The 19,788-nt window shown below is 59.6% G+C and carries 11 protein-coding genes; all 11 read left to right on the forward strand.

What is annotated here, in order from left to right:
• The first annotated feature begins 35 nt into the window (after positions 1–35).
• Positions 36–956, forward strand: a complete 921-nt coding sequence (locus tag E6C55_RS16785) for a dihydrodipicolinate synthase family protein (protein WP_136370963.1) — start codon at positions 36–38, stop codon at positions 954–956.
• Between the two features lie 73 nt (positions 957–1,029).
• On the forward strand, positions 1,030–4,005 hold the full coding sequence (locus E6C55_RS16790) for a DUF2341 domain-containing protein (protein WP_136370964.1): 2,976 nt from the start codon (positions 1,030–1,032) through the stop codon (positions 4,003–4,005).
• A gap of 47 nt (positions 4,006–4,052) precedes the next feature.
• Positions 4,053–4,529, forward strand: coding sequence for a YhcH/YjgK/YiaL family protein (locus E6C55_RS16795; RefSeq protein WP_136370965.1), 477 nt, complete (start codon positions 4,053–4,055; stop codon positions 4,527–4,529).
• A gap of 106 nt (positions 4,530–4,635) precedes the next feature.
• The gene (locus E6C55_RS16800) at positions 4,636–7,392 is read left to right on the forward strand and encodes an FG-GAP repeat domain-containing protein (protein WP_168735695.1); all 2,757 of its coding nucleotides are present in this window, start codon (positions 4,636–4,638) and stop codon (positions 7,390–7,392) included.
• 3 nt (positions 7,393–7,395) lie between these two features.
• Complete coding sequence (locus tag E6C55_RS16805; RefSeq protein WP_136370967.1) at positions 7,396–9,159, forward strand: glycoside hydrolase family 2 protein; 1,764 nt, start codon at positions 7,396–7,398, stop codon at positions 9,157–9,159.
• A gap of 332 nt (positions 9,160–9,491) precedes the next feature.
• The gene (locus E6C55_RS16810; protein ID WP_230986719.1) at positions 9,492–10,292 is read left to right on the forward strand and encodes an ABC transporter permease; all 801 of its coding nucleotides are present in this window, start codon (positions 9,492–9,494) and stop codon (positions 10,290–10,292) included.
• Between the two features lie 23 nt (positions 10,293–10,315).
• Complete coding sequence (locus E6C55_RS16815; RefSeq protein WP_136370969.1) at positions 10,316–11,206, forward strand: carbohydrate ABC transporter permease; 891 nt, start codon at positions 10,316–10,318, stop codon at positions 11,204–11,206.
• 88 nt (positions 11,207–11,294) lie between these two features.
• Positions 11,295–13,001 (forward strand): extracellular solute-binding protein, encoded by a 1,707-nt coding sequence (locus E6C55_RS16820; RefSeq protein ID WP_168735696.1) that lies wholly within the window; start codon positions 11,295–11,297, stop codon positions 12,999–13,001.
• Between the two features lie 49 nt (positions 13,002–13,050).
• Entirely contained in the window at positions 13,051–14,808 is a 1,758-nt protein-coding gene (locus E6C55_RS16825) for a sensor histidine kinase (RefSeq protein ID WP_168735697.1), read from the forward strand.
• Between the two features lie 19 nt (positions 14,809–14,827).
• Complete coding sequence (locus E6C55_RS16830) at positions 14,828–15,607, forward strand: response regulator transcription factor (RefSeq protein WP_168735698.1); 780 nt, start codon at positions 14,828–14,830, stop codon at positions 15,605–15,607.
• A gap of 168 nt (positions 15,608–15,775) precedes the next feature.
• Positions 15,776–19,684 carry a sialidase family protein gene (locus tag E6C55_RS16835; protein ID WP_136370973.1) on the forward strand — a complete coding sequence of 1,303 codons (3,909 nt, stop codon included), beginning with the start codon at positions 15,776–15,778 and terminating at the stop codon, positions 19,682–19,684.
• Positions 19,685–19,788 lie beyond the last annotated feature (104 nt).

Raw genomic sequence — 19,788 nt, forward strand, 5'->3', positions numbered from 1 at the left:
ACTAACAGGTTTGACTTACAGGAGGATATCTTACTATGACAGCTCAATGGTCCGAGAAGTTCAAAGGAGTCATCGTCGCCATGAATTCCTGCTATGACGCGGAGGGCCGGGTTAGCCCCGCCGCTGTCAAGAAGCTGACGCGGTTCCTGATCGACAAGGGGGTCAACGGGCTGTATGTCGGAGGCAGCACCGGCGAAGGGCTGCTCCAGAGCGTAGAAGAGCGCAAGCTGGTCCTGGAGGCCGCGATTGAGGCGAGCGCCGGGGAGGTGCCGATCATCGCACACGTCGGCGCGCTCAGCACGCAGGACGGCATCGAGCTGGCCGTGCATGCCGAGAAGGCGGGCGCTGCCGCATTGTCGGCGGTGGCGCCGTTCTACTACGGCTATTCCGAGGAAGCGGTCGGCCGGCATTGGTCGGCTATCGCGGACAGCGCGGACTTGCCGTTCATCATCTATCATATTCCGGCGACGACCGGCTTCAGCTTGACGAAGGGGCTGCTGAAGCAGTTGCTCGCCAATCCGAAGTTCATCGGCATCAAGACGACGACGGCCAGCACGTACGAGCTTCAGCAATTCAAGGCGATGGGCGGCGAGAGCTTCCTGATGTTCAACGGCCCGGACGAGCAATACCTTGCCGGACGGATCATGGGGGCGGACGCCGGCATCGGAGGCACGTACGGCGCTATGCCGGAGCTGTTCGTCCAGCTTGAGAAGCAGTATTCCGCCGGACGGATCGAGGCGGCCCGTCAGGTGCAGTTCCGCATCAACGATATCATTACCGATATGCTGGCGGTGCCCATCTATGCGGCGTTGAAGGAGCTTGTTCGCCGTCGGGGAGTCGACTGCGGCGATGTCAGGGCTCCGCTGCCGAAGCTGTCGGCTGCCCATGCCGAGCAGATCGATGCGCTGCATGCGAAGATCGAGCTCGCCGTCCGGGAGCTCGCGGCCGTCCGCTAACTCCGGGAGGCAAAGGGACAAGTCAAGGCAAAGGCCACAACCATTCATAGACGATGAGAGAGGTGCTTGATTCATGTTCAAACGATCCAAGCTCTGTCTGCTGCTCGCCGCGCTCGCGGCCGTTCCGTTCGTTCCCGCGCCGTGGGCGGGGGAGGTGCCGGCGGCGTATGCCGAGCGACTGTCCGGCAGCGTCGGTTACCTTAACGGCGACAGCTCGCCGACCGGCGGCTCGCTCGGCAGCTTCGGCTATTCTGCGGCCGCGGCCTTCGATTACTTCGGCCGCAGCGTCGGCATCGATCTTCAGACGATTCAATCGTTTAACGAGATTCGGCTCATCGACGACGACAGAACGAACCGGGTGAACCGCAGCACGGACCTCTCCGTCTATACGAGCAACGACAACGTCACCTATGCTCCGCTGACCGGGTGGAGCTTCGACAAGACGGGGAACTCCATCGTCCTTCGCGACTTCTCCGCGACGGCGCGCTACGTCAAAGTCCATTCGAACTTCTCCGATGCGGGAAGCACGAACGTCTGGATGAAGCAAGCCAATCTGCAGAACCTGCTGGAGGTGCTCGATACCGGACCCGAGCCGGGGACGCTGAGCGGCTCGGTCGGTTACCTGAACGACGACCGGAATCCGGCGTCGGGCGCTATCGGCAATTGGAGCTCGACGGGAGCGGCGGCGCTCGATTATCAGTATCGCAGCATCGGCGTCGACCTGGGGGCGGCCGTCTCCTTCAACACGGTCGAGCTGAAGGAAGCCTCCGGACCGTCGCGGATCGAGAAGGCCGACCTGTCCCTGTACGTCAGCAACGACAACGCGACGTTCGCCAAGGTGACGGACTTCGACTTCCTCAAGCTGAACAACCGGATTGTGCTGTACAATTTCTCCGCGACGGCCCGGTATATTAAAGTACACAATCATTTTGACGATGCGGCGTTCACGTTCTCCGGCTCGAATCTGCAGCAGATGCTCTCTGCGGCGAACCGGCCTGCCGGACAGTGGACGGCGGGGGGCGGAGGCTCGTGGGCGTACAAGAAGGCGATCTCCGTCTCGAACGGCGGGGCGCAGCTTCTGGAGGACCGCGCCGTGTACGTGACGAAGGCGGCGATCGGCGCAAGCGCGCTGCAGGCGGCGGGCAAGCTCGGCTACGATTACGCGGACGTTCGCTTCGCGGATTCCGCCGGGCGGGAGCTGGCGTTCGAGATGGACGACAACGGCTTCTACGTTCGCGTCCCGAGCCTTGCGGCGGGCGGAAGCGGAACGATCTGGCTCTATTACGGCAATCCGTCGGCTTCGTTCACGGGAGGCGGCCAGGAAGCGCTGCAGGTGGAATACGGCAACAAGACGCTGGAGGATCACACGACGACGCCGTTCAAGGACAACGCCAAGCCGGTGCTGCTCGCTGACGGCGACTTGATGATGGTGGCCAATCGGGTTCAGTCGACGACCAGCGGCATCTATGCGAAGTATTCGGAGGACGGGGGACGAACGTGGACAACGCCGGTCGAGATCATGAACCTGAACAACGCGGGCCGCGACGAGCCGGCGGGACTGTTCGTCGATCCGGATAACGGCGATGTGCTGCTGTTCTTCTACTCGTATTACGGCTACACCACGACCGACTGCCTGAACGCGTGCCGGAGCGATCTGTACATGGCCAGATCGACGGACAACGGGCAGACGTTCCAGACTCCGGCGCAGATCGACACGGGAACGCTCGTCTACGATGGCGTCACCTATCCGGTCAAGTACAACGTTACCTATGCGGACCCGATTCAGCTCGCTAACGGAGACTGGGTTCTCCCATTCGCCTATGTGAAGGACCCCGACGGCGGCTTCGCCGTCAGCGTCGTCTACTCGACGGATAAAGGAGCGACCTGGCAGCGCAGCGCAAGCCAGTTGTCCGTCGCAGCAAGCGGCGGCGAGGGAGGGCTGTCGGAGCCTTCCATCATCCAATTGACCGACGGCACGCTCCAAATGTACATGAGGCAGCAGGTCGCGACCAAGGTCAGGCTGGCGGAGAGCGTCTCGACGGACAATGGGCGGACGTGGTCGACTCCGGTCGATGCGAATATGTTCTCGTCCAATACGAAGTCCGTGCTGACCCGCCACTCGAACGGCGACGTGCTGCTGCTGTGGCCCGGCAACAATGCGTTCGGAGGAACGAGCTACATTCGCAACCCGCTCACGCTCGCCTACAGCAAGGACGAGACGGCTTCCTGGAACGCGATGCGCGACCTGCTCGGCCGCACCCGGCTGTCCGGACCCGCTGTGAATGCCGATACGATCAGCCGTCCCGCGACGCAGCCGTCCACCGTGATGATCGACAGCGACACCTATCTGTTCGGCTGGTGGGGGACGAACCTGTCGACCGCACAGACGCTTCTTGTCGAGGACTTTAACCGCTATCTGTACAAATCGCACGGGGTGTCCGACGACTTCGAATATGAAGAGCTGAAGAACGATTACTGGTGGCAGCTCGGCTCGACGATCGCAGTCAGCCATAACCAGGCTCGAAGCGGAGCCGGATCGCTCCGTCTGCTGGACGACAACACGACGAATCTGACCGCAGGCAGCCGTCTGTTCCCCGGCATGAGACAGGGCATCGTCAAGTTCAGCCTGTACGCTCACAGCCTGGGCGACTCGTTCTCCTTCTCGCTGCGGGAGCCTTATTCCTACGTGCACGCGGCAGAAGGGACGATGTTCCAATTCTTCGTCGAGACGGACGGCTCGCTTAAGGTGTACAATTCGGCGGGCAGCCGGGTCGAGCTGCCGGTGGCGACGGATCTGACGCTGGACGCGTGGCACGATATCGAGCTTCGCTTCGACGCGACGGCCGGCACGATCGCGGTCTATGTCGACGGCGTCTCCAAGGGAACGGCCGGCACCTACAAGAGCGGCAACCTGATTACGCACTTCAACATAGCTTCGTCCAGCACGCCCGCGACCGGAACCGATGTATACATCGACGATCTGACGATCCGGAACACGGAATTGGGGCTTCCGACGGCAGGAACGGTGGGGACGGAGCAATCGGCTTAGGAATTTTGAAGCTTCGGTTTTCCCGTGACAGGAGGATTAGCAACAGCATGATGGCAGGAAGCTTGGAAAATTGGGTTAAGCAAGGAAAAACTGCACCGGAGGGACTGAGGCGTGCAATGGAGGTTCTGCGGGAGACGGACTTCGGCTCGATGCCGACCGGCCGGCTCGAGTTGGACGGAGACGGGATGTACGCCATCGTGTCGGAGTCGGTGACACGTTCGCCCGAGGAAGCTCTCGGCGAGGCTCACGGAGTCTACGCCGATGTTCACTATGTTCTCAAGGGGACGGAACGGATGGGGTTCGCCCTTAGAGCGGACGGGGCATCGGTCAAGCAGAATCTGCTGGAGACGGAGGATGCCGTCTTGTACGATAAGTTGGAGGAAGAGAGTTGCCTTTATCTGAACCAAGGGATGTATGCCGTCTTCCTGCCGGGCGAGATTCATCGGCCGGGAATGTATCTGGAAGCGCCGGCTCCGCTTCGCAAGGTCGTGGTGAAGATTCACCGGGATCGCCTGAATTCCTGAATTATCCCCTATGATTCTCTGCAGCTTCCCCGGGTTCCCGCGGGAGGCTTTTTCTTTAAAGTAGGAGATGAACGGGAAGGAAGGCATGACGGGAGGAATCGCCTGGATGGGACAAGGAATCATACGGGACCGGGGCTTCGAAGCCTTGAGCCAAGGCACGTTCGGCAATGCGGGCCACAATCTTTACGTATCCAAAAAAGGAGTTTTGCAGAGAATCCATCTCTTCGACGTGAACGGGGACGGGTACATCGATCTGCCGTTCGCCAATTCCCATGACGACGGGGTGCGGGTGCCTGCCTACGTGTACGTCGATCCGCTGGGCGGGGGAAAGCGCATCGAGATTCCGTCCGACGGGGCCTTCGCCGGAGCCGTCGCGGATCTGAACGGAGACGGCTACGACGATCTGGTGATCGGCAATCAATACGACGGAGCGTCGAATTACGTCTACGCCCAGGTGTATTACGGATCGCCGGAGGGGTACGGGACGAAGCGGATGCTTCGCCTCTGGGCGCCTTCGGTCCGCAGCGTCGCGATCGGCGACTTCAATGGGGACGGGCGCAAGGATATCGCCTTCGTCAGCTTCGACAAGCTAAGAATCTTCTACCAGGACGTTCAAGGATTCCGTACGCGCGGTTACGTCGACCTCGAATTGGACCATACGCTGGATTCGCTCGCCTCGATGGATCTGGACGGCGACGGGTTCGATGACTTGGTCATCCGCACCGGCAACAGCCGCTTGGTCATCTATTGGGGCGGGCCGGAGGGCATCCGCGCGGACAATCGGACCTGGATCGATTCGGATCTGACGGGAGAAGAGCCGTTGGATGCGGGAATCGACAGCGCCGCGAGCGGCGCGGGAGCGGGAGCCCTCGTCGTCTGCAACGTGCCGAAGGGACCCAAGCTCAAGGCGCTCTCGCTCGGAGGCATCCCCCATCTGTTCGCCGGGAGGGCGGACAGGGCTTCGTTCATTCCGATCCTGCCGAACCGAAGTGCGGGAACCCCCTTCGCGATCGGCTGCGAAGGAGTCACAAGTGCGTGTGTCGGCGACCTGCGAGGGCAGGGCCGCGAGGACCTGATCCTCTCTGCCCGGAGAGCGGACGAGGAAGGGATCGAACGTTCCTGGATTTATTGGCAGACCGATGATGCCGGCTACTCCGAAGAACATCGCACGGCGTTCGTCACGAGAAGCGCCGCCGACGTGATCGCCGCCGACCTGGATGGCGACGGCCGCGCGGAGCTCGTCGTCTGCCAGGACAAGACGGAGCGGCTTTATACCTTCGAATCTCTTATCTTCAAGGCGAATCCGGATGGAAGGCTGGAGGAACCGACGCGGCTTCGGACGCATTGCGCGATCGCCGCGTTCGTCGCGAGAACGATGGACGAGCCGCGGCCCCAGCTTATCTTCCTCAACCACTTGACCAATCGTGTCCAAGGCGACGTGCCGGTATTTATCTACCTGGGCGGACCGGACGGCTTCTCGCCGGAGCGAAGGCTCGAGCTTCCGGGATGGGCCGCGACGGAAGTGCGGATCTGCGACTTCGACGACGACGGCTGCCCGGACATCTTCATGGCCAACAGCAACGAGAACGCGATGCATCTCGATAACGGCTCGTTCGTGTATTACAACGGTCCGGAAGGGTTCTCCGTCGACCGAAGAGTCGAACTGCCGACCAGGTATGCGATGAACGGCGTCTGCGCCGACCTGAACCGGGACGGTTATCTGGACCTTATCGTCGTCGGTCATAACAACGACGAGCTGCTCATCTTCTACGGCTCGGAGAACGGCTTCGCGGACGAGCCGGTTCGCATCCGGCTGATCGTGGACGGAGTCGTCTACAGGCAGCCGAGGTTCATGACGCTGGCCGACCTGAACAACGACGGCTGGCTGGACCTCGTTATTCCGGATTGCGGGGCGACGGACGACCTGCTCATTCTGTGGGGCGGACCGGACGGCTTCGATATCGAGCGCCGCTCCCTGCTTCCGGAAGGATCGGGCATCAGCTCCAGGGCCGCCGACTTGACCGGCAACGGCTGGCTCGACTTGATTATCGGCGGCTACAAAGGTCCCGATATCGGCGATCCGTACGGCACGTCCGTGTTTATCTATTGGGGAGGCCCGGAGGGGTATTCGAACGACCGCCGGACCGAGCTGCCGGCGCACTTCGCGGCCGATCTCGCGGTGGCCGACTTCAACAACGACGGCATTCTCGATCTGTTCGTCTCTTGCTACCACGGCACGAGAACCCGCGATATCGATTCCTATATTTATTGGGGAGAGCCGGGAGGGGGCTTCTCCGTCGAGAAGAGAACGCAGTTCCCCGGCCACTCCGCCGCAGGGGTATTGGCGGCCGACTTCGACGAAGACGGCTATGTGGACCTGGCGATGGCGAACCACAAGACGTTCGGCAATCACCCGGGCGAGTCCTTCGTCTGGCATAACGGCCCGGAAGGCTTCTCCAGGAGCCGCGTCACCCGGCTGCCGACCGCCGGTCCCCATGGGATTACCCACTCGGATATCGGCAACGTCATGGACCGCGGGCCGGAGGAATATTACGAGTCGAGGGCGATTGAGCTGCCGATGGGAAGCGGGCTGACCGGAATCTCCTGGACGGCGGACCTTGCTCCCAAGACCTGGGTCAAGGCGCAGATCCGCACGGCCGCAAGCAAGGAATCGCTTCTTGGCGCAGCGTGGCAAGGACCGGACGGAACGGCCGACAGTTGGTACGGGAACGGGGCGGAATCGTCGGCTCCCCTAGCCGGCCCATGGATTCAATACAAGCTGGCCCTTGGAGCCCTGAACAGCGGAGGGACGCCCCGCGTAAGCGAAATTCGATTGATCTATGACCAGATCGAGGAGAGATAAGAGATGAGCGAGCAGCCGAGACAGGAGCATCCTCGTCCGCAATTCGTCCGGGACAGTTGGGTCAATCTGAACGGAGAATGGGAATTCGCCTTCGACGACGGCAATGCCGGAGACGAAGAACGCTGGCAGTTGGGCGACAAGCCGCTGCCGTTGCGGATTCAAGTGCCGTTCGCCTTCCAGAGCAAACTAAGCGGAATTGCCGATCCGGACATTCACGACACGGTCTGGTACCGGAGGAGCTTCGATGTCCCCGCGGAGTTCGCGAACAAGCGGATTCTCCTGCACTTCGGGGCCGTCGATTACGAGGCGAGCGTCTGGGTGAACGGTCAACTGGCCGCGCGGCACGAAGGAGGACATACGCCGTTCAAGGCGGATATCACGCGGCTGCTGAATAAGAACGGCAATGTCCTTGTCGTCAAGGCGGTCGACTGCAGTCGGGACCGCACGCTCCCACGGGGCAAGCAATATTGGAAGCCGAAGTCCGCGGGCGTCTACTACACGCGCACGACGGGGATCTGGCAGACGGTATGGATGGAGGCGGTGTCGTCCGTTCACCTCGACAGGGTCAAGCTGACGCCGAATCTCGACGCGAAGCAGGTAGAGATTCAGGCCTTCGTCCAAGGCGAGCTGGAGGGGCGGGACTTAAGGCTTCACGCTTCGATCTCGTTCGGCGGCAAGAGCGTCGCGGAAGACTCTTACAGCGTGAGGCACGAGCAGGAGAAGCGGATCGTGACGTTGCGCGACGGCAACGAGCGGGCTCCCGGATTGGAAGGATTATGGTCCCCGGATACGCCCAATCTGTACGATATCGCCTTCCGATTATACGACGGCCAAGAGCTGCTGGACGAGGTGAAGAGCTACTTCGGCATGAGGAAAATCTCGGTCGAGAACGGGCGCTTCTACCTGAACAATCGCCCCTGCTTCAGCAAGATGGTGCTGGACCAGGGGTATTTTCCAGATGGCAATCTCACTCCTCCGAGCGACGAAGCGATTCGCCGGGACGTCGAGTTGACGAAGGAGATGGGCTTCAACGGCGCCCGCAAGCACCAGAAGCTGGAGGACCCGCGGTATCTGTATTGGTGCGACCGCTTGGGCCTTCTCGTGTGGAGCGAGGCGGCGAACGCCATGGAGTTCTCGGACGCCAACGTGCGCCGGTTCGCGAACGAATGGATCGAATCGGTCGAACGGGATTATAACCATCCGTGCGTCGCCGTCTGGGTGCCCCTGAACGAGAGCTGGGGGGCTTCGGACATCCGTTGCGACGGCAGGCAGGAGGCGCACGCGATGTCTCTCTATTACTTGACCAAATCTCTTGACAGCTCCCGTCCGGTCGTCTCGAACGACGGCTGGGAGCTCGTGAAGACGGATCTGTTCACCATCCACGACTACGGCTGGAACGAAGAGCTGCTGACGGAACGGTACCGCTCGGCGGCGAAGGCCGTCAGCGCTCTTCCCGCGGGCATGAATCTGTACGTGGACGGCTATCCCTACGAGGGGCAGCCCATCCTCGTCACGGAGATGGGAGGCATCGCCTATCGCACAAGCGAGCAGGAAGGCTGGGGCTATTCGGGAGCGAGCGACGACGCGGATTACGAGTCCCGGCTGCGCGCGGTCATCCGGCCGTACCACGCTGCCGATACGGTCGTTCAAGGCTATTGCTTCACCCAATTGACCGATGTGGAGCAGGAGATCAACGGCCTGTTGACCTATGACCGGAAGCCGAAGATTCAGCTTGAAATTATTCGTTCCATTAACGAAGGCAACTGAACGGAGCCGCCCTTTCTCGATGGAGGAAGGGCGTTGCTCTTCGGTAATGTAAGCTTCCGTGACATCCCCTGCAGTTTCCCCGGCATTCCTCTTTAACTTCCCGGATAGGCCCAGTCGCCTCGGGTTCCTATACTTAAAGAAACATTAATCCGAAGGGGAGAGAGATCATCGACATTCAAGCGCATCCGGTCAAGAAGCAAGCGGCTCCCCGCGCATCCGGACGCCAGGGGCGGCTTCGCAAGCTCATCTCTCAATACCAGTTGATCCTGATGTCCGTGCCGTTCATCGCCGTATTGTTCGTTTTCCACTATCTCCCCCTATGGGGTTGGCTGATGGCCTTCCAGAAGTATTCCATTCCTCTGGGCATTCTGGGAAGCCCCTTTATCGGATTCGGCCAGTTCGCGGAATTGTTCGGGGACAGCCGCTTCTACCAAGCTCTTCGGAACACGTTCGCGATGAGCGGGATGAGCCTGATCGCCGGCTTCGTCTGCGCCATCGGCCTGGCCTTGCTGCTTAACGAAGTCCGCTCCTCGCTGTACAAGCGCACGATCCAGACGATCGTCTATATTCCGCACTTCGTCTCCTGGGTCGTCATCTCCAACATCGTCATCTACCTGCTGTCTCCCGATCACGGGCCTCTGAACGAGCTGCTGGCCGGTCTCGAAGTTATCGGCGAACCGATCTACTTCATGTCCAAGGAGAAGTGGTTCTGGGTCATCCATACGCTTGCGGGACTGTGGAAGGAGCTTGGGTGGAGCACGATCATCTATCTCGCGGTTCTGGCCGGCGTCAATCCGGAGATGTACGAAGCGGCCGACGTCGACGGAGCGGGACGCTTCGCCAAGATGAGGCGCATCTCGCTTCCCAGTCTTCTCCCTACCGCTACGCTGCTGCTCATCCTTGCGGTCGGTCAGATGCTCTCGACGGGCTACGAGTCCCAGATGCTGCTGGGCAACAGCTTCGTCATGGATTACTCCCAGGTGCTCGACCTGTATGCGCTGGACTACTCGCTATCGATCGGGGATTACTCGTACGGCGTGGCGATCAGCATGTTCAAATCAGTCGTCAGCATCGTCCTTGTGCTCGGGGTCAATACGATCGCGAAGCGGGTCGGCCAGTCCCACGTTCTATAAAGATACATCCGAGGTGACCATTCATGAGAGTTCAATGGACATGGGGCGGCGCCGCCTTCCAGATTGCGAACTGCGCGTTGCTGGCCCTGCTCGGGGCGGGGACTCTCTACCCCTTCCTGAATCTGCTGGCAATCTCGCTCAACGATTCGATGGACACGGTGCGCGGAGGAATTTACCTGCTTCCCCGGGAGTTTACGCTCGATAACTACAAGCTTATTTTCCAGAATCAACGGCTGTTCTCCGCAACCGGCTTGTCCGTGGCGCGGACGCTGCTCGGAACGACGGCCGCCTTGATCGCGACGACGATGGTGGCGTACGCGCTTAGCCGAAGGGAGTTCATGCTGCGCAAGCTTCTGAATACGGTGCTCGTCATCAGCATGTACGTGAACGGCGGACTGATCCCTTATTACATCCTCATCAAGCAGCTCGGGCTCACGAACACGTTCCTCGTCTATCTGCTTCCGGGGCTGCTCGGCGCGTTTAACGTCCTGATCATGAGAAGCTTCTTCGATGAGCTTCCCCCGGGGCTGATCGAATCCGCCAAGCTGGACGGGGCGAACGAATTCACGACTTTGTTCCGGGTCGTCCTGCCGGTCAGCCTTCCCGTCCTGGCGACGATCACTCTGTTCTTGTCCGTCGGACACTGGAACGCTTGGCTCGACAATTACCTGTTCAATACCGACGAGTCTCTGACGCTGCTGCAATACGAGCTGATGAAGATCCTGATGCAGTCGACCGATCAGATCGGCGCCGGCGCCGGCAACAATGTCGACGCCGAGATGATGCGCATGACGACTCCCCAATCCATTCGGGCGACGATGACGATCATCGTCACGATTCCGATCCTGTTCGTCTATCCGTTCATGCAGAACTACTTCATCAAGGGCATGACGCTCGGCGCCGTCAAGGGATGACGGAGGTTTGCGAGAATCGGCGAGAATCAGATGGATATCTGCCGGCTAGTCCGGATGATATAATCATAGAATGGGAAGGGTGGATTCATTGAGAAGACAAGGAATCGCACTAACGGTCCTGGCCCTGTCGCTTGGCTTGCTGGCCGGATGCGGAGGCAACAACTCCGAGAATGGCGCGCAGCAGGAGGGGGCGGCGTCGGGCGGAGGAGCAGCGCCGTCGAGTTCGGCAGCGGCTTCGCCTTCGGCCGCGAAGGAGCCGACGAAGATCCAGATCGGCAATTTATTCCCCAATCTGGACGTGAACAATCCGGTCATGAAGGAGCTGTCCGTGCGCACGAACACGACCTTCGACCTGATCACCGTCACGGGAGACCGCAACCAGAAGTTCGACCTGTGGCTGGCGTCGGGGGATTATCCGGAGGATACTCTCGTGCTCAAGCCCGATTACGTCGAGAAATACCGGACGGCGGGAGCCCTCATGCCGCTCGACGACCTGATCGAGCAGTACGGGCCCAACATCAAGGAGAAGTACGGCAAGTACTTCGACCTGCTCCGCAGCTCCGACGGCCATATCTATTCGCTGTATGTGCCCAAGCTCTCGACGGAGCCGTCTCCGCTGCTGCAAGCGAACTTCGCCGTCCGCTACGATGTGCTGGAAGACGCCGGTTATCCGGAGATCAAGACGTTCGATCAGCTCTATGATCTGCTGAACACCTTCTATGAGAGCAACCCGTCCATCGACGGCAAGGAGACGATCCCGTTCGCGGGGTTCGATTATTACGGCAACGGGGCGGACAACCTGTCGAGCCCGACCTTCGATGCATCGGGCCTGGTCAACCAAGGCAACTTCACGATCGACGACGAGAATAATGCGCAGCTTCTGTATTCCACGGACGAGATGAAGCGGTACTATCAATTCCTGAGCAAGCTATACAACTCGAATATGCTGGACAAGGAGTTCTTCACCCTTAATTCCGAGGGCCTGGTCAAGAAGATTACCGAAGGCCGCGTCCTGGCCGGCTACTTCCCTTCCTGGTGGGTTCAGCCTGAGGTCGAGAAGGTGCTCAGGGCATCCGGCGATTACGACCATCAGTACGCTTACTTCCCGATCACGTTCGACAGCTCCGCGGAGAACAAGTCGTTCACCTCCCTGATGACGCGTTCGAACTGGAACTGGGTCATCTCCAGCAAGTCGAAGCATCCGGAAGAAGTCATGAAGCTTCTCGATTACATCTTCTCCGACGAAGGCCAAATCCTGATCAACTGGGGCATCGAGGGCCGCCACTTCGAGGTGAAGGACGGCAAGCGCACCGTGCTTGCGGACTTTAACGAGAAGAAGGCCGCCAACCCGGACCTTCAATGGACGGAGACCGCTTCCCCGTTCATGGGAACGTCGATCTATCTCGACCATGGCACGAAGCTGGCGGACGGGGACTATGCGACGCCGACGACGAAGGAGTCCGTCATAAGCGGCTATGACGACCGAACGAAGGAAGTGCTCGCCAAGTATGGCAAAGAAGTCTGGTCGGACTTCCTGCCGAAGATTCAACTGATGCCCGCTCTGCTCTATCAGCTCGGGGATATCGAGGACGTCCGCGCGGATATGAAGCGGCTCCAGCAGGCATGGCTGAAGGATTCGCCGAAGATCATCTTCTCGAAGGACGAGCAGGAGTTCGACGCCAAGTGGGATTCCATGCAGAAGTCGCTCGAGAAGGAAGGCGCGGCCAAGGCGACGGACGCGTACGAGCAATTGTGGGCGACTACCATGGAGAGGTACCAAACGATTTTACAATGAGTTGATTTATTCGAATATTGCAACTAAGGCAGAAAGGATGGGATGCGGGATGAATATACGCACCAAGCTATTCTGGACCAACGGCGCGGTTGTTGTTATTCTGACCGCGTCCTTGACGTTTTGTCTGGAGAATTACGCGAGAAGCTCCATGCTGGACACCCTCCAGGAGAGCGCAGGGCATTCTCTGTCCCAGCTCGCCGAGAACGTCGACAGCGCGCTTCGGTCCTACGAGCAAGTAGCCGATTACCTCTATATGGACGACCTTCTTCAGGATCGCTTGCTCAAGAAGTTCGATACGTATCCGGAGGCCCACGAGGAGTACTTCGAATCCGTCAAGCCTCAGTTGTATTCGATCAGCTCCTCCACGGAAATCCGGGATATCGCCATCTATACGGACAACTCGTCCTTCCACGTCGGCAGCATAAGGCCGCTTGAGGAGATGTCCGGTCTCGGGCTGTCGCAGGTTCAGTCCTGTCTTGAGGGAGGGGAGGTCGGCACCGAATCGCTGCGAACATGGAGCGTGTCCCGCGATCATCCGGAGCGTCTGGCGCTTACGCAGAGACTGAATCATTTGAACTCCCGTTCGTGTCTGTTCCTTCACATTGAGATGGACGCAAGCAAAGTGACCGATCTGATCAAAATGGAGGGGGAGAGGAGCCGCTTCCTCGTCTTGCTGCCGGACGGGGCGAGTGTGATGGACAGTGTGGAAGGATCGGCCGAGAGCAAGGCAGAGCTGATTGCGTCCTTGGCATCGGCGGAGGGAGGGCGAATCGTGAATCTGGAGGGGGAGGATTACCTCCTTAATGCACAGCGCCTCTCCTCCCGGAACAGTGTGGACGGACTTCAAGTAGCTTCCCTGCTTCCGCTTGCGGAGCTGGAAGCGAAGACAAGCGTCATCCGGCAGATGGCCATTCTCTTCTTCCTTCTTATGCTTGCCGCGTTCGCCATCGTCAACTTTATCGTGTCCGGACGCATCACGAGGCGCCTTCGGCAGTTGTCGTCGAAGATGAGGCGGACCGACATGGACTCCTTGCAGCCGATCGGGCACGTTCGGGGCAACGACGAGGTCAGCCACCTCGGCCATATGTTCAATGACATGGTGAATCGCATGCAGAGGCTGCTTGGCGAGGTGTACGAATCGGAACTCAGAGAGAAGGAGCTTCAGCTTCGCACGAAGGAAGCCGAGCTGTACGCGCTTCAGACGCAGATCAACCCGCATTACCTGTACAACACGCTGAATTCGATTCGCGGCAACCTGCTGGAGAACGGAGATCGGCCGAACGCGGAGATCGTCGGCCTGCTGGCGAAGTCGTTCCGCCAGATGCTCGGCAAGAGCGGAGGAACGATCCCGCTCGCGGAAGAGCTCGGAATCGTCGAGACCTATCTCCGGATTCAGGCCTTCCGCTACCCGGACAGGCTGAGGTACCGCATCGACGTCGACGAGAAGCTGCTGCGGCTGCGGGTTCCGAAGCTGTCCCTGCAGATTCTGGTGGAGAATGCGATTGTGCACGGGCTCGAGCCCAAGGAGTCTCCAACGACGATCGTCGTCTCGGCCGAGATGGAAGACGAGGCGATTCTCTTGCGGGTCGAGGACGACGGCGCCGGCCTGGAGCCCGCCCGGGCGGCGCAGATTCAGGCGAAGCTGTCGGAGTCTTCGGAGGACGGGAACCACATCGGATTGGTTAACGTGCATCAGCGGCTGCAGAGCTTCGGCTCCGAATACGGAATCCGTCTGGCGGGCAAGCCCGGAGAGGGAGCCGAGGCCTCGATGCGCATCCCCCTGTACGAACGGATCGGCACGACCTGACAACAAGGAGGGCATTGGCGTGAAGCAGCATAACAAGCTGTACGACGTTCTGCTAGTTGACGATGAGCCCGGGGCGATCAAGTCGCTTAAGTACTTGCTGGATTGGGAGCAAGCCGGCTTCCGGATCGCCGGAGAAGCCTCCAATGGCCGACAGGCGCTGGAATGCCTCGCGGAGCACCCTTATTCCTTCGTCATTACGGACATTCGAATGCCGGAGATGGAGGGGCTTGCCTTCATTGCGGCCGTTCGGGAGAGAAGCGATATTACCGTCGCGATCATGAGCGGATACGAGGATTTCGCCTATGCGAGGGCGGCGCTTCAGCTTGAGGTGAAGGACTATCTGCTGAAGCCGGCCGAAGAGGATGATCTGGCGAGGCTGCTGGCCAGGGTGAGAGGGGAATTGGATAAGCGTGACAAGCCCGTCCCGTCCGAAGAGGATCGTGCGGCGCCTTCGGGCGATCTCGGCAACGAGAAGGGAGTGGCCCGGTTCGTCAAGCAGTGGGTGAAGGATCATTACGCGAGTCCGCTTACGTTAAAGGGCATCGCCGCGCAGCTATACATGAATCCGGCGTACCTCGGAAGCCTCTTCAAGACCCAGACCGGCATCGGCTTCGGCGAGTACGTGCTGCAGGTGCGAATGGAGAAAGCCAAAGAGATTCTCGCGGGAACGGATCTGAAGGTGTACGAGGTCGCTTCCGCGGTCGGCTACAACGACATGGACTGGTTCTACGAGAAGTTCAAGCTCTATACGGGAGTGAACCCGCGGGATTATCGGAGCAGCAGGGATTCGGTCGGCTGAGATCGTTAGGATTCGTAAGGTATAGACAATAAGGACTCGGATGGCTGAGACAATTGGGATTCGGCTCGTTGAGACAATATCCGAACAGGAATGGGATAGACGGCTTTTGCTTGAGTATTGAGGTCATACCATAATATGGGATCGCTGGTTCCCTTAGGAGGATAACGAATGGCATCGTTGGCTGCAAGGGCAAGAGGCAAGCTTCTGATCTGCGCCGCTCTCGTTATGGCATCGCTGAATTTCGGACCCGGAGCCGCCGCGCCTTCCGCTGCGGCAGAATCGCAGGCAGACCCGGGCGCTTCCGTCTCCTCTTCCGTCTCCTCTTCCGTCTATTCCTTATCACTTAGTTCGGGTTACCAGTCCAGCACGGATAAGCTTCCAGCGTCGATCGGCTCGGCGACGGGAGAGCGCAATCCCTACCAAGGATCGCTGGCTTCGTTCGGTTCCACAGGCGCATTCTCCCTGGACAGCGGGCTGAACAGCCTCGGCGCCGACCTCGGAGCGGAGGAGACCTTCAATCTGATCGAGCTGGACTCGGACGGCAACGGTACCCATCGCGTCGAGAAGGCGGACTTGTCATTGTACGTGAGCGATGACAACGTCACGTACGAGAAAGTACCGGATTGGGACTTCCTGAAGCTGGATCGCTCCTTGCTGCTCTACAATTTCTCCGAGACGGCCCGTTACGTCAAGGTTCATAGCCATTACGACGATACGAATGCCGAGTACTCCGGCTCGAACCTGCAGGCGATGTTGGAAGTTTACGAGCTTCCGGCAGGGACGTGGACCGCGAGCGGAGGAGGGGAGTGGAGTTACCGCAAGGCCGTGACGGTAACGAATCCGAATAACGAGACGATATACGACCGTCCGGTTCACCTGTCCGGCAGTTCGCTCGGCACTTCCGCCCTAATCTCGGCCGGGCGTCTGCAAGCGGACTACCGCGATGTCCGGTTCGCCGATGCGGCCGGGCGGGAACTGAGCTTCTACAAGGACGACGGAGGCTTCTACGTCCGGCTTCCGGAGATGGCGCCGCTCGCGACGGCTACGGTATACTTCTATTACGGCAATCCGCAGGCCGCCTTCAGCGGAGGAGGGCAAGAGGCGCTGCAAGTCGAGTACGGCAACAAAACCTTTACTCCGCAAGGTGACGACGGCTTGGAATTCGGAGCCAATATCAAGCCTGTCCGGCTCCCGGACGGTACGTTGATGCTTATGGCGCAGACCGACATCGACAACGGGATTTATGCCCGTTATTCGTTCGACGACGGGATGACGTGGTCGGTGCCGGAGCCGCTGATCTCTCCGGGAAGCCGCTCGGGCATATCCCTCGATAGCCCGGGCGGGGCTTACGTGGACGAGACGACTGGAGACCTGTTCGTCGCGTTCTACTCGTACCATTACTTCGGCGTATGGGACGGAGTCCACAGTTGCCTGGACGATTCTGTCTGTCGCTCGGACCTGTATGTCGTCAAGGCGACCGGATTTTCCGGCGGGAAACCGAGCTTCGGCGCTCCCGTTGCGGTGAGCGGGATGATGTCCTCGCTTGGCAATCCGGTGAATTACGCGGTTACTTATTCCAATCCGATTCGGACGAGTACCGGACGCTTGGTCGTGACGTTCGGGTTCGCGATCGGGGACGACGGCACGTTCGCCGCCGGAGTCGCATACTCGGACGACAACGGCTTGACCTGGACGAAGAGCGCATCCGACCTGACAATCCCGTCCATCGGCGGGGAAGGCGGCGTATCGGAGACGGCGATCATCGAGCGTGCCGACGGATCTCTGATCATCTACGCCAGGCAGCAGCGAGGAGACAAGACGACTCTGGCCGAGTCCGTATCCGTCAATAACGGAACCACCTGGTCCGCGGCGCAGGACAGCGACATCCTAAGCAGCAATACCTTCCCCGCGCTCAGCCGCGACGAAGACGGTTCGATTCTGCTCAATTGGTCGGGGCACAACGCGATGGGAGGAACGAGCTATCAGCGCAACGACTTGACGATTGCCTACAGCCAAGACGAGACATTGACTTGGGACGGGTACCGGAATGTGCTCGATCGGACGATTCTGTCGACGCCGGGCTGGTATTCGGAAGGCGAGCGTCGGCAGGCCGTCGAGTCCGACAAAGTGCCGGCGGGCGAGAATGCGTATTTGTTCTCGTGGTCCGGGGGAACGCAGACGGGCTCCGTTCTCGTGGAGGATTTCTACCGGTATTTGTACCGGAGCCATGGGGCGCTAGACGACTTCGAGTACGAGCGGGCGGCCGGGACGACGGACAACGGCACCCGTCTTGCGGGAGATTATTGGTGGAAGACGACGAGCTTCGGGACGGTAACGACGAGCGGCACGCAGGCCAAGGAGGGAGTCCAATCCCTTCGAATCTACGATCACGTTAGCAATGTCACGCCGACCGGCGCTTCCCGGTTATTCCCGGCCGTGCGCAAGGGAACGGTGGAATTGTCCCTGTATGGAACAAGCTTCACAAACGGATTGAATCTCTCGCTTCAGGAGGGCTATTCGCAACATCCGAACGCGGCCGGAACCGCCTTCCGTCTGCAAGTGGCGCCGGACGGTTCCTTGCTATACTCGGATGCGAAGGAATCCTACAACCGGAGAGCCGGATTCGTTCCGGATGACGTTACGCCAGCCTCCGGCAACCTGGAGAACATCGGCAACACCGCCGCTCTCGCGCTCGATTACAAGAATCGCAGCGTTGGAATGGATCTTGGCCGAGTCGAGACGATCACCCAGATCAAGCTGATCGACAACGATTCCTCGAACCGTCTTGGCTCTAGCAATCTATCCGTCTATATCAGCAACGCGAACGACGGAGACTGGCAACTGGTCACCGGGTGGACATTCGCCAAGGCGGGAGGAACGATCACGCTCGGAGGCTTGAACGCGCAAGCCCGGTACGTGAAGGTGCATCAGAACTATGCCGATACCGCGTATACCTTCGTGAATGGTCTGCAAGAGATCATCGAAGTCGTCTCCGGTCCGGCTACGCGCCGCATCGGCTACTTAACTGGCGATACGAGCCCCGCCTCCGGCAATTTGGCTTCCTGGGGAACAAGCGGTTCCTTCGGCTTCGACTACCAGAGCCGCAGCGTAGGCATGGACTTGGGCGCGGCGGAGACGATTACCGAGATCAAGCTATGGGATAACGACAACTCGAATCGCCTGACGGCAAGCGATCTGTCCGTTTACGTCAGCGATACGAACGACGGAGATTGGCTGCCGGTGACAGGATGGTCCTTCGCGAAGTCGAACGGCAACATCAAGCTTAGCGGCTTGTCGGTTACAGCGAGGTTCGTGAAGGTGCATCAAGCTTATTCGGATTCCTCGTTTACCTTCGTCGGGGATGTTCGGAACCTGATGACGGTCCGCACGACGGAGCATGCCCAGACGACTGGCTTCTTGACGGACACCAATCCGGCGACCGGTGACCTGTCGTCCTTCGGCTATGCGGGAACGTTCGCGCTGGATTATCAGAACCGGAGCATCGGCGTCGATCTCGGTCAAGTCGAGACAGTACAGGAGATCACGCTGAGAGATATCGATTCGACGAGCCGGATCGCTTCGGGCGATCTCGAAGTTTATGTCAGTATGACGAACAACGGGGATTGGGTTCAAGCGACCGGATGGACGTTCCAGAAGTCCAATCGCGAGATCACGTTAGGAGGCTTGTCGGCGACGGCCCGATACGTGAAAGTTCATCAAGCGTATTCGGATTCCAGCTTTACTTTTACAAACGAGCTTAAGGATATGATGTCGGTTAAAACGGAGCCGGTCGCGAGTGTTCTTCGCCCGCTCCCTGTTCCGACGACGCTGGCGACGAACGTTTGGAACGATATTCGCCTGAAGTTCGATCTGGCGAGCGGTACGGCCGAAGTGTTCGTGAACGGGGCTTCTAAGGGAAGCATCTCGGCGGCTCATCCCGGTCCCGTCATTATCCATCTTCTGATCGCGACCGAGCCGGGCTCCGGAACGGACGTCTATGTCGACCGCTTCCTGCTGATCGATGAATCCGTCGCGCTCCCAACTTCGGGAAGCGTCGGGGCGGAAGAAACGAGTTAAGAGCAGTCGCTTAGCCGGCTTAACCAATCCAAGATAACGATTGTGAACGAACAAGAGCCAACCGGAGCCAACCATAACGCGAATGGCCAGAAGAAAGCCATCGG

Origin of the sequence: Cohnella fermenti (genome assembly GCF_004801405.1) — a bacterium.
GTDB lineage: Bacteria > Bacillota > Bacilli > Paenibacillales > Paenibacillaceae > Cohnella > Cohnella fermenti.